Below are 24,379 nucleotides of genomic sequence, written 5' to 3'. Positions count from 1 at the left end.
GTCTTCCCTTCATTACGTAAGGTATGCGGCAGCGATTATTTCCCGCTGTTCGAAACCCAAATGACGTTATCTTCCTCTTGTCCGTTAACCGGCCACCAATGGAAACCATCTTCTTTTAGCATTTCATCCGCAGCTTCTGGACCCCATGATCCCGCTGGATACAGCTTCAAATCGCTTTTATCTTCACGCCATGCTTGTGCAATTCGATCCACAAACGCCCATGCTTGGGAAACTTCATCCCAGCGAGTGAAGTAAGTGGAGTCGCCGCGTGCCGCATCATGAATGAGGCGTTCGTACGCTTCAGGCGTATTTAAGCCGATTTGGCAGCTTTGGCAGAACTCCATGGCGACTGGCTGTACCGAATTGTTTTGACCAGGTGTCTTTGCGTTTACTTTAATATATATGCCCTCAAGCGGGTTTACGCGAATAACGAGCAAATTCGGCGCCAAATCATGACGCTGCGCAAATAGAACATTTTGCGGCATCGATTTGAACTCGATGACGACCTCCGTTGTTTTTACAGGTAGACGTTTGCCCGTTCTAATATAGAAAGGCACGCCAGCCCAGCGGAAGTTGTCCACTAATACTTTGGCAGCAAAATAAGTTTCAGTCGTGGAGTCCTCGCCAACAGAATCCTCTTGGCGGTAGCCCGTAAGCTCTTTGCCATGATGGCTGCCTTCGCTGTATTGACCGCGTACGACGTGCGAGCGAACCTCATCACTGGACGTATAATTACGCAGTGAACGAAGCACCTTTACCTTCTCATCACGAATATCTTCTCCGTGCAAGCGGCTTGGCGGCTCCATAGCAATCATCGTAAGCATTTGCAGCATATGGTTCTGACCCATGTCGCGCAAAGCTCCCGATTTGTCGTAATAGCCTCCGCGATCCTCAACGCCAACCGTTTCGGATAATGTAATTTGAACATTGGCAATATGGTTATTATTCCACAAAGGCTCAAAAAAAGCATTAGCAAAACGAATAACTTGAATGTTTTGAACCATTTCCTTGCCTAGATAGTGATCGATACGGTATATTTCTTCTTCCTTAAACACTTGGTTAATCTGTTCATTCAGCTTCTGAGCCGATGGAAGATCGTAGCCAAATGGCTTCTCGATTACGACGCGATGCCAACCGTTTGATTCAAGCAATCCGCCGTCGCGCAAATTGAATGATACCGGACCGAAAAGTGAAGGCGCAAGGGCCAAGTAAAAAAGACGGTTGCCGGGAATGTTGAACTTCACGTCAAGCTGCTCAGACAATTTGCTAAGCTCGCGGAAGCCTTCTACATCGTTAATATCGAGTGACATATATACGAAATGTTCTGCAAAACGATTCCAAAGTTCAGCATCGTCCGCTTTGTAACGACAAAACTCTACAATAGATTCATAAAGGTCAGCACGAAATTGTTCATTCGTACGAGGACGTCTTGCTAGACCAACGACGGCAAAGTTTTCCGTGAGCTTGCCTTCTTTATATAAACTGAAAAGGGCTGGAAACAGCTTGCGCCGAGCCAAATCGCCCGTTGCTCCGAAGAGGTAATATACAGCACCTTCTGCAGAGACGGATTCAAGATTATTATTATATGTCATTTGCCTCATTCTTTCCCTATGTATTTTTATACAACTTTACATGATATGTAGTTTAGCATATTCAACTTTAATTCGCTATTCAACATGTCATAAAAAATACTGATAAGATCCGTTACTAATTCTAATCAAAGTATACCCATCTATGGGCTTGCCGTCGCATTGGCACTGTATTCACCCGTAATGACAGGCACACCGATCGTCAATGCCGTTTGATCTGAATTTGTCTCTTTATGCAAAGCGATTTGAAGATTGGCTGTTTTCCCATTTTCAACGGTGATGGTTGAATGCAGCTTTCGGGTATAAAACATGTCGCTTGTCGTGCCTTTATCTTCATAATGATCCACTGCTTTGGCATCTGTCAGCCTAACCAAACGCTCAATGGCTTGACTATTTTTCGTATAACCTTGTACTTTCATACTCGTCGTAAACGCAGGGGAAATACGTGCGATCTGTGCGGAAACTTCTGCTGTCACTTGCAGCAGCTTATTTTTTTTGGTCATTTCTGTTGGCTTAGTTTCCAATATAACCATAAGCTGTTCGCCATTGCTGTCGATCTGCGTGAGACTAATTGAAACTTGTCCGCCGTATGACGGGATAACGCCAGTGACTGTTTTGCCCTCATTCTGGTTCTGCACCAGTATGCTGCTAGCTTTTCCCGGTTCCTGTGAAAACATTTGCTGAGTAAGCTCCTCCATGGCTCCTTCCTTGCCCGTTACATTCCATCGAATCGACCACTGCGCTCCCTCAGAGCTGCTTTTCATTTGGTCGTCGCTCCATAACCACAGCTCTCCCAAATCATGCTGAAGAAGCTGTTCCGCTGAAGTTGCTTCCTTCGGTTCCCTGTCGGCCTGCCACATCGCCCATGCTGCACATATCAAAATCACGAGCATCGCTAGCATGATTCCAACCTTCGTTTGTTTGGCTCGCTGCTTTGCTGACATACGGTGGCGAGCGGGAGGTGTGTTTTTCGGAATATACATTATTATTCACTCCTGTCCTCTTCCAAATGGGTAAACATCCATACACGTTTGCCTGTAGGTGAATACACTGGTTGCAGGAATGCTGGAATAAATGCTTTGAGTCTAGCCTCTCATAGCAAAATGCCAAAACAACACGCTCAAGCGCTTTATTCCCATTACACTTTGGAGGTGTCATCAGCAAATGGAACGCATTTATCCATTGCACGAAGAAGTCGTCAGTCGTTTTTGCGGGTATCCAGTATGTGTGATTATGAATGACGGCATGCGCCACTTTGGCATACTTAGCTCCTGCGAAAGCGGCAGATTGCATTTAAACGCAGGCTCCGGCGAAACGGAAGCCGCGACCGCAAATGCAAAGCCGCAAGTTTCAAAAAACAAAAAAGGCGGTAAAGGTAAAAAAGAGATGGCTCATAAATCCGCTTCAACGCAAGTTCAAACGCAAGCTTACCCTTATGATCCTTACTATTATGGAGAACGGCCTTATTATCCATGGGGCGACGCGCTCGCTCTTGATTTGGCTTCAATCGCATTCTTGTTTCTATTGCTGTAAATGGCAAAGCGGCGAGCTCAGCGGAGATGCGCCGCTTATTTATTTTATTGATGCTGCTGACAGCTTTCGCCAGTCTTTTTAATCACCGTATAGTACGCTGACACAACATATACCAATGGAGTGAGAAAGGAGTTTTCTAATGAGCACATCGATACGTTCCATTCGAGGCATTGAACGATCCTATGCATACTCCACCGTACAAGCCATTAGCCCTTATGCTTATTATCCTTATCGGGATGGCGAAGCTCAGCAAGCCCCAGAATATAACAAGAGCTTAACGCGCGATTTCCAGCAAGCTGCTAACAGTGCTGCTTCTTGGCTTAATAAGGCTAAACAAGCTCAGTACGACATCGAGCAGATAAACAAGCAATTAAGTAACGAATTGTACACGGACAAGCCAATTGCAGGCAGTTTGCATCGCCTTACTGCAATGCTCAATCAGTTGGAGGATCATTACAGAGCACATGCTGATGATTTGAAACCAGAGCTGTGGGAAAGTATTGAGCTGGCTTTGAGGCATCCCGCAGCGGAGGAGATCGGACTGCGACGCAGTACAACAGACGGCAAGTGGATTGCGGATTCTACCTATAGCATTTCATCAGAAAATAGAGATCGAACAGCTAGCCTTATTTCTGTTCAGAACGAAATCAGCAAGAGTTTGCTGCCAACTTCCATCCATATGGAGCAAAAACAAAAGCTGTCGTACTCTTCCAGCCGTATGCAGAGGCTAATGCTTGGATCAGAAGGTATGCTTACTGGCATAAAATATGCACTTACCTATGCCGAGCAGCATAAGGCCGTTGATCTGCTCCAGTCACCTCTAACATCAACTCTTCCTTACGCTGCTTACTACAGTTCTATGCAAACCTACTCGCCAATTCCATATGTTGGATTAGTCTTGAATCGGTTCCTTTAAAGTTAAATCCGAAAGGGCATGCCACGTTCGCAAAGCTGCTTCTTGTCACTCTATGTAAGTGATATATTCGGCTCCGTACCGACTATATCCTCCCGTTTTATATAATAAAAACCTTTATTTTCACTAAATTCCATGTTAAGGGATAAGAACGACCTCAATGATATCACCCGCTTCTGCTCCTCTCGAGCCTGACGGAATGATTGCTAATCCTTCTGCATCCGGAATGGAAGCCATCATACTCGATTTGGAATAGGCTAGCGGGTCAGCATCCAAGCTTCCATCTTCCGTGCTGATGAGTGTTGTGCGCACAAAACGATCATGGGGACTTGGCTTATTCACAGCTGTCCGCAGTTTTGCTTTTACTTTACGAGGCAATGCTTCACTTGCTCCCTGCAATCGCAGCAGCACCGGACGAACGAATAATTCAAATCCAACAAAACAAGCACCGGGATTGCCGGACAAGGCGAGCAGCAGCTTGCCGTTAAGCATTGCCGCTGACGTTGGACTGCCCGGTCTCATCGCAACTTTGTCGAAGAACACTCGGCTTGCATCTTCGCTGCCAGATACACTATTGTTCTTTATCGACCTTATGATGTCTGACATGACATCAAAGTCCCCTACAGATACACCGCCTGTTGTGACAATCAAATCAACATCATCCCATACACTCGCCAAAGCAGCCTCAACAGCATCAGGCTTGTCTTCCAATGATCCGCACATAACCGCTACTCCGCCGCTCTGCTCCACCATAGCAGCGACCATAAAGCTGTTGCTGTCGCGGATCTGCCCCGCCGCCAGCGGAGCCTCGACCGCCAGCAATTCGCTGCCGGTCGCAAATATCGCTACGCGCGGGCGCTTGCCAACCGCCACCTCGGCATAGCCGAAGGTGGCTAGCAGCGCAATATGTCCCGGTCGCACAAGCGTCCCGGGACAAGCCAAAACGCCCCCAAGGCGAAACTCCTCGCCTTGGGGCGCAATGTGCTGGCCTGCCGCGGCGGCGTGCTTAATCAGCACCGCCGGCGAGCCATCAGCCAGCATCGCTTCCGCGGTCTGCTCAAGCATGACGACCGCGTCAGCCCCCATAGGCACAGCCGCGCCAGTCATGATGCGCACGGCAGTGCCCTTCTGCACGGTCGCAAGGGCGAGCTCGCCCGCTGCAACCGAATCAACCACGCGCAGCGTCGCCGGCGTACCTGGCGACGCTGACGCGATATCTGCCGCGCGCACGGCGTAGCCGTCGAGGCCCGAGCGCGCGAAGGGCGGCCAGTCGCTTGTCGCAGCTATCGTCTGCGCAAGCCATCGGCCGCCGCTAGCCCGCAGCGGCACAAGCTCGCTGCCGAGGGCTAGCCCATCCGCAGCTGCAAGCAGCCGCTGCTGCGCTTCTTCCACCTTCACAGCCTGCCGTTTGAACCGGCTCATCTGTTTCCTCTCATTCGCCTCAATGCGATTAGCATTATCCCTACTTCCGCTCACCTCAATGCGATCAGCCTTATCGATGCCCTCATTCGTCTCACCGCGATCAGCCTTATCCATGCCCTCACTCGCCTCACCGCGATTAGCCATATCTCTACTCCCACTCGCCTCACCACGATCAACCATATCCATACTTCCGCTCGCCTCGCCACTCTCAGTCATATTCAACCTCCGCTCATCTCGCCGCCTTACGTAACCTTCGGCAGCTTGTTCAGCATCCATTTTACAATGTATGTTAAACTATTGGCAATTACGGTCATCAAGCGCCATGAAGGAGAAGCCCATGCCATTAATCGTTCAAATCGTTGGATACAAAAATACCGGCAAAACCACATTGGTTTGCCGGCTAACAGAACGCTTCAAACAAGCAGGATATAAAGTTGGGACAATCAAACGCGACGCGCATGATTTTCAGATCGATACACCAGGAACGGATACATGGAGGCATCAAGAAGCAGGGGCTGATATAACAGCTATCACATCCTCAAAGCGTACAGCAATTATGAAACAGCATGCTGAACCGCTTCAGCTGTTAATTTCACAAATGACCGAGGCCGACGTTATTCTTATCGAAGGTTTCAAAGATGCCTCATACCCAAAAATCATTATGATCCGAACAGCGGTAGATTCCGAGCTGTTCCACAGTGTTTCAAACCCTCTTGCAGCCGCGGCTTGGGGTAATGCCAGCTCTGGAACAATAGTTCACCCGTCCATCCCAGTAATCGATGTAGATGATATCGAGCAGCTATACCAAAAAGTATTATCGATATCCGCTAAGCCATAGCTCTACACTTATTCGGCAATTCCTTGTCTATGTGCATAAATGGCTGCTTGCGTGCGATCATCCACATCAAGCTTATTAAAAATATTAGTAATATGAAACTTCACTGTTTTCACACCTATAAACAGCTCGTCGGCAATTTCTTGATTGGAGCGTCCCTGTGCAACCCGCTTCAATACATCCATCTCGCGCTCAGTCAGCTCATCATGCAGCGGAGCTTGCTCCTGCTGCTTTGGCTGCCGGAAGCGATTCATCATTTTAGCTGCTACCTGCGACTCCAGTACCGATTGTCCGCGAGCAGCGGCCCTTATCGCATCCGCGATCTCGGTCGCTCGCGAGGTCTTCAGCAAATAACTGAATGCGCCTGCTTCAATAACAGGGTAGAGCTTGCTATCATCCAAATAGCTCGTCAATACAATTACCTTGCATTCCGGGTACAGCTCGAGCAGTTTTGCTGTCGTCTCGACACCATCCATGCCATCCATAACTAAATCCATAAGTACAACGTCCGGTCTGTATGCCTGTGCTAATCGAATGCCGTCCAAGCCGTTGCTCGCTTCACCGACAACCTCAATTCCATCCTCGGTATCAAGCACCGCTGCAAGTCCGATGCGCACCATCTCATGATCATCTACAAGCAGAACCTTTATAGGCCGACTCAATTGCTGGGTTGCTTCCACACCTTACACCGCCCTCATTTTTTCGTAAAGCTCATCATTATCTCTAATTATATTACATTCTCTTATGAAACATCAGTGGGCACCCAAATTTCAATGACAGTTCCCTCGCCAGGTCTTGAAATCATCTGCAAGGAGCCGCCAATTTCAATTACCCGCTCTTCCATAGTTAGTAAGCCATAGGACGTTTGCTTCTTCGCCTCAAGATCGAATCCAACGCCGCTATCCTTCAGACTCAGGTGTACTTGATTGCCGAATTGAAGCAATTTGATATCCATGCTTTCCGCTTTCGAATGCCTGAGCGTATTCGATAATGCCTCCTGAGCGATGCGGAATAAATGATCCTCAGCATTAGGAGGAAGCAGGATCGTATCATCAACCTCAAGTGTAATCTTCATCGGTACTTTCTGCTTCAGCTCATCCACTAGAACAGTAAGCGCCTGCCCCAGATTTTTTCCGTCCAAGTGGACGGGCCGAAGATGTAGCAGCAACGCACGCATTTCTGATTGAGCAACGGCAGCCATTTCCTCAATAAGCTGTACCTGACGTTTGGCTCGCTCCCAATCTCGCTCAATCGTTCGACTAACAGCAGTCGCTGTCATCGATATGGCGAATAACTGCTGGCTTACTGCATCATGCAGCTCGCGCGCAAGCCGCTGGCGCTCTTCGATTACTGCGGTGAACTTGACCTTCTTCGCCCAGTTAGGATCAACCTGCTCTTGTTCTGAAATTTCGTTTTCCGTCGTCTCCCCATTGCTTAGCGTAACTGTAAATCGACGTTTTTTTTGCTGCTCGGTCAGCCGCTTCAGCGATTCCTTTAGCTTGGAGTTTTGCAAATAACCGTTTAATGTAGCAGCCGCTAAACCTGCGCCAACGAAAGCTAGTCCGATAATTGCCCATTTCCCTTGAAGCGTGAAGAGATCAACATAACCGATTCCTTGCAATATGATAACAACCAAGCTGACAATGATCAGCAGCCACAATATCGTTTCCGTTACCAGACGCTTGCGGGCCGCATGATTCGAATGGTCGCTCTTATTGCCTTGCTCCATACGGCTCACTTCCTTCTCTTCGCTATTTTAACCACGATGAAGCAAAAAACATATGAAAGAGCAGACCGCAAAACGGTCCGCTTCCTTCATAGCCTATAGTCTTATTCTTCAGTCGGAGCCTTTGTTAATGAAGTTGTTGGGTTTAGCTTGTTTTTGAGTGCTTGCAGCTGCTCATCCACTTTATTTTTTTTCTCAGCATCTGCTGCATTAAAGCTGTTCGAAGAGCTGTTATAGGAGTAAGGCGTGCGCAATACATCTGCTTCAGCCTCTAGCTGCATAATTTTCTCTTCCATCCGGTAGAAGCCGCGTGATGCCGAACCGCTATCAATCGTGTTGTTTGTAGTCAATTGCGCCATTTGCTTTTGAGCTTTTGCTACTTGTGCACGGGAAGCAAGCTCATTGCGCTTGTTGCGAAGCTGGTAGAACTCTTCTTTCATTGCGTGCAGCTGTTGCATCAATTCCTCAGCCTGAGTCTTCGATTGTGCGTGCAAATCAGTATATTCTGTTACCTTTTGGTCAAAATAAAGCTTCTCTTCAAGCAGCTTGCGCGTATGTTCTTCTTGTCCAGCTCTTAGAGCCGCTTCTGCTTTTGATTCACGATCTGCCGCGCTGCGTACTGTTTCTTCCAAGCGCTGCTTCATCCGGCGCTCATTCGCCATTTGTTTAGCTACTGTTACTTCAGCTTGATGAATTTCAGATTCCATGTCACGCAAGTATTGATTCAACATAATAATCGGATCTTCAATTTTGTCCAATGCCTCATTTACCGATGCCTTAGTCATGTCTTTCATGCGTTTGAAAATTCCCATATTAAAAATCCCCCTTCTCGTATTTAGCAATTTTGGCTTTCAATTCTTCAATTTCACGACGTAGTGCTTTTTTCTCCAAATCATCCATCATGCTATCGAACTGTGACGAAGTTGTAGGCTGGGATGAAGGTGCCGGTGCACTCCAAGAGCCTGGCGCTTGCGGCGGGTTTTTGTAAGGACCGCCGAAAGGCGAATTTGTATGTTGATCGAATCCAGGGTTATAACCTCCGCCATAACCGTTTCCGTTTCCGTTACCAAAGCCGTTTGGACCAAAGCCGGAGTAGACTGGCGGTTCTTTAGGAACAACCAAGCCTGCAATAATATAGATCAGAATAACAGCTCCGCTTGTGAAGATCGTAACGACTATAAGTAGAATCCGCAGCAGCGTCGCATCCACATTCAACATTTCTGCTAATCCACCGCAAAGACCGAATAATTTTTTGTCTCGAGAAGATCGATACAGTTTTTTCAAGACGACCATCCCTCTTTCTCAAGCTTACGTTTCAGCTGCTCAAGCTCTCGTTCAATAACCGTTTGCAATGTATTGCCCGCTTCGGATACGAATTCTTGACCCATTTTGCGAATGTCGCGAAGACTCTTTGCTTCATGCTCCATGCCGCTTATACGATCCTCCAGCTTTCTAAACACAGAACCCGATTGAATGCCTTGATCACCGAAGCCGCTCGTATATCGAGCGTTCATTCGTTGTTGAAGCCTTAGTGATTCCATACGAGCTGCATAATATTCACGCTTGTCATATACCGATTGGTATTCGCTGCGCATCTCGCGCAGCTGTTCTTCAAGATCAAGCGTGTTTTGACGGCTTTGCTCGAACAGCTCACGGTATTGAATTGAACGCTCTTCGCAGCTAGCTTTCTCATGCAATGCGATTCTTGCCATTTGCTCCTCGCCAGCCTTCAGAGCTGTCAACGCTTGATTCTCACGGCGTTCCTTTTGCTCTTCAGCTTGCAGCCATTGTGCTTTCAGGTGATTGCTATGTCCTGCATACTGCTGATACAACTTCTCAGCTTGGATAATATCTTCTCTTGTCGACCAGAGGAATTGATCAATCAACCGTACTGGATCCTCTGATTTCTCAAGCCGTTCATTTAATGTAGCGACAGTAATGTCGCGAACTCGCTTCATAATGCTCATTCAATGTCCTCCTTAACGTTTTGCGGTGCAAAACCAGCTTCATCTATCTTTACATTTTATAATGATTCGCAGCAACTAGAATGCTCTGCGTTTGTCTTTCTTAAAGAGGCTCACACCAGCAACGATTAAGCCGATTGCTAGAAGCAGTAAGATGATACCGCCGAGTTTACCGAAAATCATCATGCCGCCGATTGCAATAAGTATTCCGCCAATCCATTTCTTATTGTTCGACCAACCGACAACCCCCAATCCGATTAGTATGAACGGTAGCAAAAATCCGAATATTGCACCGAAATGAACTCCGACAAAATTAAGTACCGCGATACTGCCGACGATGACAAGCAACACGCCCAAAGCGCTTTTTCCATTCATCTCCATTTCCAACTCCTTTCGACTATTAGAATTTATTCATTTTTCTTTTCTTGCCTTACGTGTGTTGCTCTTGCTTATGTACTTAGTTTAGATCAATTTCTCCTTTTATAAAACGGACTTTCGGCGGTTTTCTCACTAGACTTAGGTCGAGTGGGCAGCCCGCCTCTAGGGTCAAATGCGGGTTAATACCCATATTTTACAGCTTAAACTACTAATATCCCTGTGTTACGTTATTATCACACAGGAGGTGTATACGCTGCCAATGAAAAACTATTCCATTAAGAAACTCATTGTAGCTGGCTTTTTGACTACCGTATTATTAAATACTGGGACCATTCCTTTCCAAACAAATGGACATGTCTATGCAGCATCATCATCGGTGGAGAAAATAATTGCAACAGGAATGAAATACTTAGGGACACCCTATGAGTTCGGCTCTGATCGAAGCACAACGAAAACATTTGATTGTTCAGATTTCACCAAACACATATTTGAAAAAGCAGCGGGCGTAACGCTTCCTTCTACCTCTGCTCTGCAAGCAGCTTATATTAAGAAAAATTCAGCGATTCAAACAGACTGGAAAAACCTAAAGCGCGGTGACCTCATGTTCTTTATGTCCTATCACGGCAGCAGTACGGCAGGTTATTCGCGTTTAACGAAGTCAAAACAAACGATTACTCATGTAGGCGTTTATTTAGGCAACGGAAAAATGCTGGATACTTATTCTAAGGAAAGCGGCGGTGTACGAATCGACAACATCGACAATACGCATTGGGAGTACCGTTTTGTTTTTGGCGGAAGCGCTCTCTAGCCGTTTTCTTATCATTAAAAAGTGCCGGTCCAGCAACGAAAGCGCATGGCCGGCACAATTTATAAGCTTTGAAGGCTTATTTGCTTGTAAGAAATTGATCGAATTGCTTTTGCTTCTCCGCTATTATTTTCTCGATACCAGCCGCTTTCAGCCTCTCGATATACTCGGGCAGTATTTTATCCACATCTACAGATCCTGTTTCAAGCGCAGTTTGGTACTGCCTATCCACATTGCCGACCGCAGCTACTTCAGCCCTTACCGTATCTCCATTAAATACGAAGCCAAGACCTGGTGAAACTTTTGCCTCTTGGTTAAATTGTTTGAAGCTATTCCACTTCATTGGGTCTTCACTTTCCCATACATAATTTAAAAACTGATTGCCGAACATCCAAGTGGTTCCTGGATTATAATTTTGCGTATACTCCGTAGGCCTAATCACATTCTCACTAACCTTTATATAATGCCTGCCTTCAATTCCGTAGTTCAATAAATTGTTTAAATAAACATCCGTATGCAGCAGATTAATAAACATCATCGCTCGCGCTGGATCTTGTGAGGTCGAAGAGATAGCCAGCATGGCCCCCGCGGTCTCTGACGTTGCTATCGTCTTCACATTTAACGGCAGCTGTGCAAGCTTTCCAATCATACCCGTCTGAATCGCCAGCTCTTCACTTTTGCCGGGCTTCAATGCGCCAGTTATTGAAAAAACATCGCCGGATCTCAGCGCCTCGCTGTTCATCGTCTGATTCGTAGCCGCATCTTTATTAATGTACCCTTTTTGAAAAAACTTGCGTGTTACGTGCAGTGTATCTATATAACGTCCCACTTCATAGGCAGGCAAAACCTTAGTGCTTTCTCCATCCTTCAAAATGACCCCAGGAATCGATGTATCTCCTAATGCATCAAAATTCCCAATGTAATGTGTATTAAATGATTCCCCCATCTTCAGATAAAGGGGTGTGATCTCCGGCTTTTTCTCTCGGACAATCTGATAAACTTCATCTAAGTCTTCTATACTTTTCACTTTAGTCATATCTATTCCAAGCTCTTCAGCTATATCCGCGCGATAGATAATGCCTCCCTGCGCAGCAAGCTCCTTGTTTGTTGGAACGGCATAATTATGTCCCTCAATCTTGGCGCCTGCCAGAAATACAGGGTCAAGCGATTGCAAAATGCCTTGACCATACTGATCTAGAAGCTCATCAACGACTAAAAAAGCACCTTTTGACACATTAATCGCGTGTTTATTCCATTGCGCTGTAAATAAAATATCAATCTTTTCACGTGATGCGATCATCAGATTGACTTTATCGTCCCACGGTCCCCAGTCAATTGGAATGAGGTCTATTTTTGCATTTATTTTCGTTAATAAGTAGTCATTCATGGCCGCTTCTATTTCTTCTTCATCTTTCTGCGGTGCACCTGTATATACAAACTTAAGCGTGTACGCTTTTAATTGATGAATGTCAGAGTTATCAGCTTCATCCATTTCTCCCGTATCCAATGAAACGCTTTCATTATTGATTTCAAGTTGGCTCTTGGCTTCACTGTTGCTCCATGCCGGTTCTGTGCCTGATTCATTTGAACAAGCTATGACTAGAAAGAAGCAGGTCAGCAGGAGCATCCTTGCACGCATCAAATGGTACATCGATCGAGTCATACCCGCATAGCCCCCTACTGCATGGATGAATTGCATTTGTTAGCTTAATTGTAAGGAATACACAAAAAATTGCAAGCAAGAAAAACCCGCGCCTTTAGAAGGCGCGGGTTTCATTGATCGTAACAACAGGTTGTTTACTTGCTGGCTAGGAACGCATCAAATTGCTTTTGTTTCTCCGCAACCACTTTATCAACGCCTGCTTCCTTCAATTTCTTATCATATTCAGCTAACGTTTTATCGACGTCGACCGAGCCTGTTTCAAGCGCTCTTTGATATTGACGGATTACGTTTGCCAATGCTCCAACTTCCGATTTCACTGGCTCGCTGTCGAATACGAAACCAAGGCCTGGAGAAACCTTCGCATTTTGGTTGAACTCTTTAAATTTGGCCCACTTATCTGGGTCCTCTGTATTCCAAACATAGTTCAAGAACTGACTGCCGAACATCCAAGCCGAGCCTGGGTTATAGTTAGCTGTATTTCCTGTAGCTGTTATGATTTCTCCACTGCGTGTATAATGGTCGCCTTCAATACCGAAGTTAAGCAAGTTATTGATTTCCTTGTCAGTATGAAGCAAATTAATCAACATCATCGCACGGTCTGGGTCCTTAGAAGTGGAAGAGATACCTAGCATCGAACCAGCAGTTTCAGATGTGGCGACTGTTTTTTCTGTCATCATGATTTGAGCAAGCTTCCCAGTCAGGTTAGAAGCGCTTGCAATCTCTGCGTCCTTGCCTGGTTTCATTGGCTCAATCGTAGAGAATACATTGCCTGCCTTCCAAGCGTCTGCTGAAGCAACTTGTGTAGTCGCAGCATCTGCATTAATGTAGCCTTTCTTGAAATAGTCACGAGTCAGATTTAAATATTGCTTGTAGCGGTCAAGCTGCTCCATAGGCATCACTTTAGTATCGTCTTTATCTTTAAGAATGGCGCCAGGAATCGTTGAATCGCCCAAGAAGTCGTAATTGGCGAAGAAGTGCGAGTTGAAAGCGCCTGCCGTTGTATACAGCGGAATTAATTCCGGCTTTTTCTCCTTAACGACGGCATATACAGCATCAAGATCTTCTGGTGTTTTCACATTGCTCATATCAATGCCGAGCTCATCGGTAACATCTTTGCGGTAGACGATTCCGCCAGCAGCCGCGAGTTCCTTGTTCGTTGGAACACCGTAGTTTTTGCCGCTAATTTTTGCCCCCTCCAGAAACGCAGGGTCTAATGAATCTTTAATGCCTTGACCGTATTTATCAATCAGCTCACCTAGATCCAGAAATGCGCCTTTGGCAACATATTTAGCATGACCATTCCACTGCGCCGTGAACACAATGTCCACTTCTTCCCTCGAAGCAACCATCAAATTGATTTTATCATCCCATGCACCCCAATCAATTGGCCTGAGATCAATCGTTGCGTTGATTTTTTCAGTAAGCAGCTTGTTGAGTGCTTCTTCTACTTTTTTCTCATCCGTTTGCGGTGTGCCAGGATATACGAGAGAAATCTGATATGGCTTCAAATCTGATGCTGGCGGCTCTTCATCCTTAGTGACTGGTTTATCCGTTTCGGCAGCTGGCGCTTTTGTTGGCTCTGCGTTGTTTTTCCCGTTGTTTCCTGAACATGCGGATACAATCAGTACGATGGACATCAGCATGAGAAGAAGCATCGATGTTTTTTGTTTAACTTGCTTCATAGCGGGTGGACCTCCCTCAAAAATTTGGATTATATGCTAAATCGGCGTTGCCGATTACAGCCGTATGATTGCTGATAGCCATGAATTCAACCTTTTACAGCGCCGACAGTCAGCCCTTTTACAAAATATTTTTGAAAGAATGGGTATGCAAAAATGATAGGACCGATTCCAACAACAACCATTGCCATACGAACYGTCTCGCTCGGAAACTTAAAGGTGCCTCCAGCCGCAATAATAGCCGCCGCCGCCGTACTGTTATTAGCTAAAAACTGAATGTTCAGCATCGTCTTATACATGAGGTATTGAACAGTTATGTTCGATTCCTTCGTTATAAACACAAGGCTGAGAAACCAATCATTCCAATACGTTAACGTCTGGAAGAGTGCTACTGTGGCAAGTACCGGAAGCGATAACGGCAAAACAATTTTGAAAAAGATCGTCAGCTCTCCCGCTCCATCAATTTTTGCAGACTCCAGAATGGCAACAGGAATGGTCGTTTGGAAAAACGTTCGAATGATTAGAACAAAAAACGCAGCAACTAAAAGCGGTACAATAAGAGCCATTATCGTATCCTTCAAATCGAGCATTTGAACATATACGAGATACCAAGGAACTAAGCCCCCTGAGAAAAGCATCGTAAAAAATACGAAGAAGGTAAAAAACTTGGCATGAGGAAAGTCTGATCTGGATATTGGATAAGCGTACAGCGCCATGATCATTAAGCTAAGTGAAGTTCCGACAATCGTTACAAAGATAGAGATACCATAGGATCGAAAAATTTGGGTAGCATCCTTAAATAGGAACTGGTACGCTGCCAAATCAAACTTTGATGGAATAAATTGATACCCTTCCCTGACAATTGTACTTTCATCGGAGATCGAAACCATAATAATTAAAATGAGCGGTACGATACAAAGCAACGAATACACTATAAAAAATATATTGATGCCTAGAGAAGCCGGAAGTGATAATTGGTTTTTGATATTAGATCCGGAAGGTATTTTCTCAATCTCAGCTGCTTCCATAGGATCACCTCCAAACAAAATTTTCGTAAATATACTTCGATTGCACGACTCTAAAATAACGCATTATCTTTATTAATTCGGCGGACCACCCAATTCGAGAAAAATACTAATGCGAAGCCGATTACGGATTGCAGCAACCCTGCCGCTGAGGATAAGCCAATATCACCAACCGTTAGGAATGTGCGATAAACATAGGTGTCGATAACATTCGTTACCGGGAACAACACACCCGATTCTCTTGGCACTTGGAAAAACAAACCGAAATCCGCGTTAAATATTTTTCCGATCTGGAGCAGCGTCATAATCGTAATGATCGGCATGATGAGCGGGATCGTAATACTCGTCATTTGCTTCCACTTGCTTGCTCCGTCTATGGTTGCGGCTTCGTAATACTCATCATCTATGCCAATGATGGCTGCCATATAAATGACGGTAAAGTACCCCATGCTTTTCCAGGTGTTAACGATTGGCAAAATGTAAGGCCATACTTTCTGGGTGAAATACCATTGAACCTGTTCAAGTCCAAGCGCCGGCAGCAGCGAAGTGTTCAAATACCCATGCTGATCGCTCAAGAAGCCATAGACCAAATAACTAATGACGACCATCGATAAAAAGTAGGGCAGGAACATAATCGTTTGATGAAGCTTAGCGAGAAAACGGCTTCTGATTTCATTAAGCATGATCGCAAAAGAGAGCGGGAATACCAAGTTCAATACAATAAAACCTGAGTTGTACAGCAGCGTATTCCTTGTAATGATCCAAGCGTCTGACGTTTTGAACAAATACTCAAAATTTCTTAACCCGCTCCAGGCGCTTCCAAATATTCCATCCGCGTAATTAATGTTTTTGAACGCAATTATGATTCCGAACATCGGAATGTAATTGTTCAGCAGCAGCAATACGATGGCTGGCAGCATCATTAGGTAGAACATCCAATACTTGCGAAAAATACGGAGTTGAGACATTTTTTTCATTGAACTCTTCGGAATATAGGCAGCTGTTGTTATCGCTTCCGACGTATGTTTCGCCAACGCCTTCCCCCTCCTCTTTCTAAAACTCTTGTGTTTCATCTAGGTATAATTGTATAAAAAAAAGACGCCGACATCTGTCGGCGCCGTGACCATATTAACGGTACAGTGACTTTTCAATCATACATCCTGAAAGTTTTTACGATACTCTTGCGGTGTAAGCCCTGTCGTTTTCTTAAACAGCTTAGAAAAGTGCGAGAAATTACTATATCCCACGTTTATGGCAATATCACTTATTCGGTTATTTGTTTTTTCAAGCTCGATTCTCGCCTTAGCTATACGCATTCGAACCAAATAATCCGTTAAAGAGTAACCCGTTTCCCTTCGGAACAAACGAGATAAATAAGCTGGATTCAAATAAACAGACTCTGCCGCTTGCTCACGACTGAATTCCTCTCCCATATGCTCTTCCATGTAGCGCTGAACCTTCTCCACAACTTGTGACACGTCCTTGCCGTTTTGGTTGGCATAGTCCGTTATCTGCTGGCTCAATTGCTGTGTCCATGTTCGCATGCGCGGCAATGATTTGAGAATGTTCTCGCCTACCTCCCATTCTCTATGTACAAACACGTCCGTCATTTGTACCGACTTTTTATTCAACCATTGGAACACCATATTCATATATCCATAATAAAACGATGCCATATGGGTATAATCAACTTTCAGCTCTAACATCTGGTCGAAGCATTCATCTATTCGCAAGGACAACTCCGTCTGCTTGCCGGACTCCAGCAATAGTGCCCAGTCAGCGAAGGGGGCTTGCTGAAGTGTATTCAGTCCTTGCTTCTGTGTATGATCACGCTCCATTATAATCGCACAAGTATTGCTGACGTTGCTTCTCTCTAAGGTAAGCAGCGTTTGTATTGTAGTACGGAGCTGCTTCACTTCCGCTGCTTCACTTATATAACAGGATAACGAGCAATTCAGCATCGTTTTACATTGATCAATAAATGTTTTGCATCTGGCATGCAGATCATTATTGCCTTGCTTGTCATCGAACACTCCACTATAAAATATTGCATATAAAATCCCGCTGCCATCTTGAACAATATGGCCAGATTCACCTTGAAGCACGATCTCTTCAGCTGCATTCTTAATACCATATGTCATGATCTCCTCATCACGGGCCGACCATTCCTCCCGCCACTGCTCGATGCTGATAAGCACGACGCGAATCAAACTGTCCGATTCAAGCGGTAAACCATAGGTTTGCAATGAGAAATTGAGCTGCTGCGATGCCGCTGATAAACGATAGTGAATGATATCTTGCCAGAACCGCTCAATTAATATAGGCTGCTGCTTGCTCCATTGCTCATAAAATAAGTTGTAAGTCCCGCGAATTTTTGCCAGCTGCTCCAAATCACGAGCTTTTTCCAGCGCCTCATTCACACATGCTTTTAGAGCGTTATGATCAATCGGCTTGAGCAAGTAATCGAAGCAGTCAAGCTGAACCGCCTGCTGCGCATATTTAAAATCCGCATGACCGGTCAAAAAGATTGTTACGCTGGAAGGGGAATGCTCATTCGCCCACTCTAGCAATTCGATTCCGCTTTGATTTGGCATATCAATATCCGATATCATAATGTGAATCGTATGCGCAGTCAGCAACGCCTGGGCCTCTTCCGCATCTATAGCCGTATAAATACTCGCAATCGGCAGCGTTGACCAGTCTATGCCATTCACGATGCCTCGAATTGCTATCTCCTCATCATCTACAACCAATAAGTTATACAACTGCTTTCACTCCCTCCGTAAGCTTAGGAAATACGATAACGACAATTGCTCCAGTGCCCTCCGCTTGATTGCGGAAAGTAATTGATGTCCGCTCGCCATACAGCAGCTGTAGTCTATGAATAACATTCATGATGCCTAAGCTGCTCGATTCCCCTTCCTGCAGCGGTTCTTTGTTTTGCAGCTTCTCCAGCACCTCAGGACTAAAGCCCGTACCATTGTCGCTGATCGATAACGTAAATCCATGCTCGGAGTCCATTTCCGCACATATTTTGATTTGGAAAAGCTGCCGCCTGTTTTTGAACCCATGAATGATGGAGTTTTCTACAAAAGGCTGAATGGTTAATGCAGCAATTGGATAATGCAAAATGTCATCGATTCCCTCATAGGTACATTGCAGCTTCTCAGGGAACCTAATCTTTTGAATCGTCATATAGTTTTCGATATGCATTAGTTCTTCCTTAAGTGTAATCGTGTCCCGATTGGCTTTCATAATAAATCGGAAATAATCAGCGAGATGCAGCGACATCTTTTTCACCGATTCCGTATCGCCTAATGCTGCTAAATTATAAATAATATTTAAGCTGTTCATATAAAAATGCGGATTAATTTGCGCTTGGAGCTGCTTAAGCTCTCCTTGCTTCACGCGGAGCTGCTCCTCGTAAACATCAATTTTCAAGGTTTTAATTTGTTCAGCCATGATGTTGAAGGTGTTTCCTAGAAACTCAAATTCAAGCGATTTGTTTTTCTTCAATCTAACATCCAGCATTCCTAAAGAGATTTTCTTCATTCCTAGAATAAGCTCATGCAGCGGCTTAAACAGCATATTCCTCATAAAGAACAAATAAATAAGCAAAATAGCTAGAAACCCAATTGGAGCAAACAACGTCGCATTTCTAAAAAATAATAAATTACGCAGCAGCGTCCGCTCTGGTATAACGACTCGATAAGCGATATCCACCATTTCGCTCATTCTATTCATAACAAGATAGGTTTCGCCTGTATTTCGATCAGTTAGCGATTCATACGGTTTCTTCGATATTTTATAGCTGAGTTCCAGCGGCGCTAAGTTTTCCGTCAATGACTGAACAAGTTGATCGCCAGCGCGTAAATAAATGCCGTTATGGCCGATATCTCCGTCACTCCATTGAATCGATAACATTCTGTTTATATCCTGTACTTTAATGATTGCGCCGACGTATAAATCATCTGACACCTTAATGAAATTAATCAAAAAAAACTTCCCTGGCAACCGCTCATCTGCTCTGACCTCCCATAAATGTTGATCATTCATAAGCAGATTTTCTTCCTTTGTCATTGAATCCATATGCGTCTTTATTATTTTTTTTGTATCGTTATATACGCTTTTTGTTCCAAAAATAATATCTTTATCGTGATATAGAAATACAGCATCAATCAGATTATAGACACCAACGTCGCGATTTAGCTTCCCATCAATTCTAATTTTCGTTAACGTATAACCGTCACTATCCATAGGGAAGGACATTAGCAAACCTACGTCGGTATCAAGCACTGACATTTTATAAAGATAATCATTAATCTGCAATAGATTTTGATCCGTTTGCCCCACGTAAATATCGAGTGTGTTTCGATAGGTCTCAGATACTTTCTCTCGAACGATCTCACGTGAGTAACTGTTGTTAATGAGCATATAAATAACTACCGGCAGCATAACTGCCATAAACCCAATAATAAGACGAGTTCTAATCGATTTACCGAACCTCACGCTCCGCTTCCCCCTAATATCGATTGAATCATAATCATATTACCATTTAAAGCGTTTTCTTGAAATCACTTAAAATCGATATGCCTACCCTTTTTTCAAATCTATTTAAAACATAAAAAAGCGCATATAGGATTTTCACCCCACATGCGCCAACGTCATTCTTTTTTAAATCTCGACTTTCTTTTTTAACAAATAAATCATTAGAAACAAGTAACCTAAAGTAAACGCTAAATCCAGTAAAAATGGTCCGAATAAAAAATCCACATTAAATGATGAACCAAAGGTTACTGATCCGCTATTCGATTGAGGTACATTGACTGAAACTATACCCATCATACCTTCTCTTTGGTCAAATAACTGATACGTTAACCAAGAAGCAATGCTTTGTACTCCAAAGAAAAAGACAATCCCGATCCATGTAGAATGCTTCACTCGGAAGCTGCGTGCCACTGTAATGGAACATAGAATCGAGAGCATAAAGGAGGTGTACATCCAAATATAGCTTATTACCATTCCGAATAAAGCGCCGTTCTCTAAAGAAACATGTTCTTTAAAATATTGAATATCCATATCCGAAAAAGCAATGAAGATCGCGATATGAATAGCTGCTATAATCAAAACGAGCAGCATGATGATCCAGCCTAGAAGGATAGCAGCACCTATTCCATTGATTGGGTGCAGCGGCAGTAAGCGCCGGCTGTAGGATTTAATGTTTCGTTCAAACGTCCGACAGCAATGGATGAACAACAAGATAAAGACCATTACATAGCCGAAAATACTAAACGCAGTAATAAGACCTTCATCCCAGTTGCGCGTCAATCCCGTAATACTGAACGCTGCTTCTAGTATGATAAAGATTGCAAGCGTGCTGAGGATACCATCGTTGCTTCGCTTCCAATCGTATTTCAACAGCTTAATCATTCCCCAAACACCGCCTTAAACATTTCATCAACGCTTTTACCGTGAGTCAGTCGTATATTTTCTACCTCATCCTGCAATACAATCTTACCCTCGCGTATGAAAACAACTTCATCGAAGATCCGCTCAATATCGCGTACAAGATGGGTTGAAATGATTAAGCTGCTTTCTTCGTTATAGTAGTTAACAATCGCATCCAAAATTTTCGTTCTTGCTACTGGATCTACGCCTCCGATTGGCTCATCAAGCAAATACAGCCTCGCATTTCGTGATAATACCAGTGTAAGCTGAAGACGTTCATTCATCCCTTTAGATAACGCGCTTACCCGATCGCGTTTATTCAAATTCATGAAAGCAAGCATTTCATCTGCTTTCTTATGATCAAAATCGGCATAAAAATCCTTGTAAAAATCTATTGCGTCCTCTACCCGCATCCAGCTCTCTGTGAGCGGTTGATCTGGCATAAAAGATGTAATTGCTTTTGTCTCGTTGCTTACAAGTTGCCCGTTAATCGTTACCGTGCCCGAACCTGGATGAATGAGTCCTGCAGCTATTTTCATCAATGTGCTTTTGCCACTGCCATTGCTTCCTAACAGACCAACAATCTTGCCAGGCGCCAACGTGAGTGATACTTGGTCTAGCGCCTTCTTGCCGGCGAATGACTTTGATACCTCAGTCAGCTTCAAAATGCTTTCCACAGTCCTATCACTCCTTTTCTTTATCTTCTTCTTTTACCGCTTGTGAAACGATCGTTACGATATCGTTATTTGCAAAGCCCAGCTCCTGCATCCCTTGAATAAAGCGACCGAGCAAATCTCCTGCCATTTCTTTTTTGATATCCATTATTTTCGACTCCTCACTAGTGACATATCGGCCAAGCCCGCGCTTCGTTTCAACGATTTGTTCTCGCTCAAGCTCCTGAAAGGTTCGTTGTATCGTATTCGGGTTGATTTGTAGTTCTAATGCAAGTTCTCGTACCGCCGGTATTTTATCCCCAGCCTTCAACTTGCCAATGACAATTTCTTTCTTAATATAATTCATGATCTGCAAGTAGATTGGCAAATTATTATCAAATTCTATGCTCACAATATGTCCTTCTCCCCTCAACTGCCCACTCGAAAACGTTGCATGTTAGGCAATATCCCGTTTTTTAAACGTAACAAAGCTAATGACCAAAAACAAACACACATATGCTGCACACACAACACTCGGGAATAACATTCCGCCAGATGACGATTCATTACCTGTAAATAACGATAGATCTGTATTCATAAAGAGTAGATATTTGGAGAAATCGTAGCTTGATAATAACATTTTCATTAAGCCTTCCAATAAGACAGCAGTCATGCCTATTCCTATTGTCGCTCCAGATGATCTTGTTAAAATGCCGAACATAAACGTTAAAGTTACATAGATGGTTGTATAAACCGTTTGAAATAACATTGATTTCGCAACATCCAACCAGGATACTTCCCCTGTCGCTTCAAATCCAAATGCGATTCCTCCTGCTGCAAGAGCAGCAGCTATTGTGAAAATGATGAGCGAACAAACAAAAAATATAACTGCTGTATATTTTGATGCTAAAATTTTGCTTCTACCATGAGCTCGTATGAGCAAAAACTTAACGGTTCCTAATTGATGTTCCTTTGCGACGATACCAGCTGTGAAAATAATGGCTACAATCGTTACGATCTGTCCGACTCCATTTGTTGCCATGATCGATCCAGCAAATTCTAGCATAGTTGGATATTGATCGCCAGACATTTTCCAGATTAAATAGGTGAAACCTACAATCGTAAGGAGCATTACTGCGTATGCAATGAAGAAGCTGCGTTTCTTTGACATTTTCAACCATTCATTTAATACTAGTCCGTTAAAATTAAGCAATGCGACTACCTCCAGTCCATTTCAAAAACTCGTCTTCCAGTGATATCTTCGTTTCAGTGATTCGATAAATTTTAATATTGTCTTCCCCTAGCTTGCTTACAACCTGAGGAATAAGTTCATTCTGAAGAGCTAATACAAGCTCGTTGCTATCTTTTAAAAGCTGAATAACTTCAACCCCATCTATACTTGTAGAAATCTGGCTTGCTCGCTCAATATCATCTACACGAACAACAACGGATAGTTGCTTGGATTGCTCTTCCTTATCGCTTAGTGAACGATGAGTCACATATTTACCTTCTTGAATAACAACGACTCGGCTGCACATGAGCTCCATTTCTGAGAGCAGATGACTCGATACAAGAATCGATATCCCTTCTTGGACTGCTATTCTTTGCAAATATTGCCTCATTTCACGAATGCCTGCTGGATCTAAGCCATTAGTTGGTTCATCCAGTATTAACAACGATGGATTGTCTAATAGTGCTTGTGCAATGCCTAGACGCTGCCTCATTCCAAGAGAGTATGCTTTTACTTTCTTGTTCATTGCTGCCTCTAAACCTACCAGCTCCGTAACTGCTTTTATCCGTTCTTCCGTAATGCCTGATGACATTCTCTGATATTGCTTTAGATTATCATACCCTGTCATATATGGATAAAACTCGGGATTTTCTATAATAGCTCCGATATGCCTAATGGCTCCTGTAAAATCATTACGTATGCTTTTTCCTTGAATAAGCACATCACCCTCGGACATTTGAATCAAACCAACAATCATTCGGATTGTCGTTGTTTTGCCTGCACCATTTGGCCCAAGCAACCCTACGATTTCTCCCTTGTGAATATCAAATGACATTCGATCTACGATTGCTTTGCCTCCAATACGTTTGGTTACATTTTTTAAAGAAAGTACGGGGATTGTTCCCTTTATTTCAGAAGATGATTTCATCATTTCCTTACCTCCATCGTCTTAGTGTTCTAGTTAAATAGTACACTAGGTCTAAATAGATGTAAAGGGGCAATTTTCAGGTCGATTTTGCCTATTATAAAACTAAAACACAAAAAAACTCTTAAGATCATAATGATCTTAAGAGTTTGTGTTAGAAAAGTTGGTGCCGATGAGAGGACTCGAACCTCCACGGTTTCCCTCACGATTTTGAGTCGCGCGCGTCTGCCATTCCGCCACATCGGCATTTCAGTAAAGATGGCGTGCCCTAAGAGATTCGAACTCCTGGCCTTTTGATTCGTAGTCAAACGCTCTATCCAGCTGAGCTAAGGGCACATATTTTTTGCAAAAAGAAATCTGTGGAGGCGCCACCCAGACTCGAACTGGGGGTAGAGCTTTTGCAGAGCTCTGCCTTACCACTTGGCTATGGCGCCAAATAAATGGAGCGGAAGACGGGAATCGAACCCGCGACCCTCGCCTTGGCAAGGCGATGCTCTACCGCTGAGCCACTTCCGCATATAAATGGCTGGGGATTCAGGGATCGAACCTGAGAATGACGGAGTCAAAGTCCGTTGCCTTACCGCTTGGCT

At 44.2% G+C, this 24,379-nt stretch carries 24 protein-coding genes and 4 tRNA genes; 4 read left to right on the top strand and 24 right to left on the bottom strand.

Annotated elements, in window-relative coordinates; translation table 11 throughout:
* Positions 1-35 precede the first annotated feature (35 nt).
* Both zwf and AC1DM9_RS28025 read right to left on the bottom strand, forming a co-directional pair.
* Positions 36-1,592 carry a glucose-6-phosphate dehydrogenase gene (gene zwf / locus AC1DM9_RS28030; RefSeq protein WP_441879387.1) on the bottom strand — a complete coding sequence of 519 codons (1,557 nt, stop codon included), beginning with the start codon at positions 1,590-1,592 and terminating at the stop codon, positions 36-38.
* A 140-nt stretch (positions 1,593-1,732) separates the two neighbouring features.
* Positions 1,733-2,572 (bottom strand): YwmB family TATA-box binding protein, encoded by an 840-nt coding sequence (locus AC1DM9_RS28025; RefSeq protein ID WP_477583371.1) that lies wholly within the window; start codon positions 2,570-2,572, stop codon positions 1,733-1,735.
* A gap of 181 nt (positions 2,573-2,753) precedes the next feature.
* Between AC1DM9_RS28025 and AC1DM9_RS28020 the strand changes: the two genes are divergently transcribed.
* Positions 2,754-3,122 carry a hypothetical protein gene (locus tag AC1DM9_RS28020; RefSeq protein WP_477511590.1) on the top strand — a complete coding sequence of 123 codons (369 nt, stop codon included), beginning with the start codon at positions 2,754-2,756 and terminating at the stop codon, positions 3,120-3,122.
* A 139-nt stretch (positions 3,123-3,261) separates the two neighbouring features.
* Positions 3,262-4,038, top strand: a complete 777-nt coding sequence (locus tag AC1DM9_RS28015) for a hypothetical protein (RefSeq protein ID WP_441879393.1) — start codon at positions 3,262-3,264, stop codon at positions 4,036-4,038.
* A 135-nt stretch (positions 4,039-4,173) separates the two neighbouring features.
* On the opposite strand, the gene AC1DM9_RS28010 is transcribed toward AC1DM9_RS28015, so the two are convergent.
* Positions 4,174-5,673: a molybdopterin molybdotransferase MoeA gene (locus tag AC1DM9_RS28010; RefSeq protein ID WP_477583368.1), complete on the bottom strand. Its 1,500-nt coding sequence runs from the start codon at positions 5,671-5,673 to the stop codon at positions 4,174-4,176.
* Positions 5,674-5,779: 106 nt separating this feature from the next.
* On the opposite strand from AC1DM9_RS28010, the gene mobB reads away from it, so the two are divergent.
* Positions 5,780-6,295 (top strand): molybdopterin-guanine dinucleotide biosynthesis protein B, encoded by a 516-nt coding sequence (mobB, locus tag AC1DM9_RS28005; RefSeq protein ID WP_477583366.1) that lies wholly within the window; start codon positions 5,780-5,782, stop codon positions 6,293-6,295.
* A gap of 8 nt (positions 6,296-6,303) precedes the next feature.
* Here mobB and AC1DM9_RS28000 read toward each other — a convergent pair whose 3' ends face one another.
* From AC1DM9_RS28000 to AC1DM9_RS27975, 6 genes are all read right to left on the bottom strand, one after another.
* Positions 6,304-6,954, bottom strand: coding sequence for a response regulator (locus tag AC1DM9_RS28000; RefSeq protein WP_477551941.1), 651 nt, complete (start codon positions 6,952-6,954; stop codon positions 6,304-6,306).
* 80 nt (positions 6,955-7,034) lie between these two features.
* Positions 7,035-8,021 (bottom strand): sensor histidine kinase, encoded by a 987-nt coding sequence (locus AC1DM9_RS27995; RefSeq protein WP_477583364.1) that lies wholly within the window; start codon positions 8,019-8,021, stop codon positions 7,035-7,037.
* 101 nt (positions 8,022-8,122) lie between these two features.
* Positions 8,123-8,830 carry a PspA/IM30 family protein gene (locus AC1DM9_RS27990; protein ID WP_076270985.1) on the bottom strand — a complete coding sequence of 236 codons (708 nt, stop codon included), beginning with the start codon at positions 8,828-8,830 and terminating at the stop codon, positions 8,123-8,125.
* A 1-nt stretch (position 8,831) separates the two neighbouring features.
* The gene (locus tag AC1DM9_RS27985; protein ID WP_441879401.1) at positions 8,832-9,311 is read right to left on the bottom strand and encodes a PspC domain-containing protein; all 480 of its coding nucleotides are present in this window, start codon (positions 9,309-9,311) and stop codon (positions 8,832-8,834) included.
* Complete coding sequence (locus AC1DM9_RS27980; protein WP_441879403.1) at positions 9,299-9,985, bottom strand: PspA/IM30 family protein; 687 nt, start codon at positions 9,983-9,985, stop codon at positions 9,299-9,301. The genes AC1DM9_RS27985 and AC1DM9_RS27980 overlap by 13 nt, the downstream gene beginning before the upstream one ends.
* 75 nt (positions 9,986-10,060) lie before the next feature.
* On the bottom strand, positions 10,061-10,357 hold the full coding sequence (locus AC1DM9_RS27975) for a LiaF transmembrane domain-containing protein (RefSeq protein ID WP_076271055.1): 297 nt from the start codon (positions 10,355-10,357) through the stop codon (positions 10,061-10,063).
* A 262-nt stretch (positions 10,358-10,619) separates the two neighbouring features.
* On the opposite strand from AC1DM9_RS27975, the gene AC1DM9_RS27970 reads away from it, so the two are divergent.
* Complete coding sequence (locus AC1DM9_RS27970; protein WP_076270982.1) at positions 10,620-11,168, top strand: C40 family peptidase; 549 nt, start codon at positions 10,620-10,622, stop codon at positions 11,166-11,168.
* 76 nt (positions 11,169-11,244) lie between these two features.
* On the opposite strand, the gene AC1DM9_RS27965 is transcribed toward AC1DM9_RS27970, so the two are convergent.
* The 15 genes from AC1DM9_RS27965 to AC1DM9_RS27895 all read right to left on the bottom strand — a co-directional run bounded on the left by AC1DM9_RS27965 (position 11,245) and on the right by AC1DM9_RS27895 (position 24,305).
* Positions 11,245-12,828, bottom strand: coding sequence for an ABC transporter substrate-binding protein (locus AC1DM9_RS27965; RefSeq protein ID WP_441879405.1), 1,584 nt, complete (start codon positions 12,826-12,828; stop codon positions 11,245-11,247).
* 134 nt (positions 12,829-12,962) lie between these two features.
* Positions 12,963-14,510 (bottom strand): ABC transporter substrate-binding protein, encoded by a 1,548-nt coding sequence (locus AC1DM9_RS27960; RefSeq protein ID WP_477583361.1) that lies wholly within the window; start codon positions 14,508-14,510, stop codon positions 12,963-12,965.
* A gap of 86 nt (positions 14,511-14,596) precedes the next feature.
* Positions 14,597-15,535, bottom strand: coding sequence for a carbohydrate ABC transporter permease (locus tag AC1DM9_RS27955; RefSeq protein ID WP_477583359.1), 939 nt, complete (start codon positions 15,533-15,535; stop codon positions 14,597-14,599).
* 50 nt (positions 15,536-15,585) lie between these two features.
* Entirely contained in the window at positions 15,586-16,509 is a 924-nt protein-coding gene (locus AC1DM9_RS27950; RefSeq protein ID WP_477583437.1) for an ABC transporter permease, read from the bottom strand.
* A gap of 174 nt (positions 16,510-16,683) precedes the next feature.
* Positions 16,684-18,297, bottom strand: a complete 1,614-nt coding sequence (locus tag AC1DM9_RS27945; RefSeq protein WP_477511596.1) for a helix-turn-helix domain-containing protein — start codon at positions 18,295-18,297, stop codon at positions 16,684-16,686.
* On the bottom strand, positions 18,290-20,041 hold the full coding sequence (locus tag AC1DM9_RS27940) for a sensor histidine kinase (RefSeq protein ID WP_477511597.1): 1,752 nt from the start codon (positions 20,039-20,041) through the stop codon (positions 18,290-18,292). The genes AC1DM9_RS27945 and AC1DM9_RS27940 overlap by 8 nt, the downstream gene beginning before the upstream one ends.
* Before the next feature lie 165 nt (positions 20,042-20,206).
* Positions 20,207-20,962: a hypothetical protein gene (locus AC1DM9_RS27935; protein ID WP_477511598.1), complete on the bottom strand. Its 756-nt coding sequence runs from the start codon at positions 20,960-20,962 to the stop codon at positions 20,207-20,209.
* On the bottom strand, positions 20,959-21,657 hold the full coding sequence (locus AC1DM9_RS27930) for an ABC transporter ATP-binding protein (RefSeq protein WP_477511599.1): 699 nt from the start codon (positions 21,655-21,657) through the stop codon (positions 20,959-20,961). The genes AC1DM9_RS27935 and AC1DM9_RS27930 overlap by 4 nt, the downstream gene beginning before the upstream one ends.
* A gap of 7 nt (positions 21,658-21,664) precedes the next feature.
* Positions 21,665-22,045: a GntR family transcriptional regulator gene (locus AC1DM9_RS27925; protein WP_339207450.1), complete on the bottom strand. Its 381-nt coding sequence runs from the start codon at positions 22,043-22,045 to the stop codon at positions 21,665-21,667.
* A 45-nt stretch (positions 22,046-22,090) separates the two neighbouring features.
* Entirely contained in the window at positions 22,091-22,846 is a 756-nt protein-coding gene (locus AC1DM9_RS27920; protein WP_477583356.1) for an ABC transporter permease, read from the bottom strand.
* Positions 22,839-23,795 carry an ABC transporter ATP-binding protein gene (locus AC1DM9_RS27915; RefSeq protein ID WP_477551939.1) on the bottom strand — a complete coding sequence of 319 codons (957 nt, stop codon included), beginning with the start codon at positions 23,793-23,795 and terminating at the stop codon, positions 22,839-22,841. The genes AC1DM9_RS27920 and AC1DM9_RS27915 overlap by 8 nt, the downstream gene beginning before the upstream one ends.
* A gap of 158 nt (positions 23,796-23,953) precedes the next feature.
* Positions 23,954-24,035, bottom strand: a tRNA-Leu gene (locus AC1DM9_RS27910).
* 13 nt (positions 24,036-24,048) lie between these two features.
* Positions 24,049-24,125, bottom strand: a tRNA-Arg gene (locus AC1DM9_RS27905).
* Between the two features lie 24 nt (positions 24,126-24,149).
* Positions 24,150-24,223: transfer RNA gene (locus AC1DM9_RS27900), tRNA-Cys, on the bottom strand.
* A gap of 7 nt (positions 24,224-24,230) precedes the next feature.
* Positions 24,231-24,305 (bottom strand) — tRNA-Gly (locus AC1DM9_RS27895).
* Positions 24,306-24,379: the final 74 nt, after the last annotated feature.

Source organism: Paenibacillus sp. 01T431, from assembly GCF_056398625.1.
Note: the sequence above shows the minus strand (reverse complement) of the source record. Positions and strands in the feature narration are given on the sequence as shown.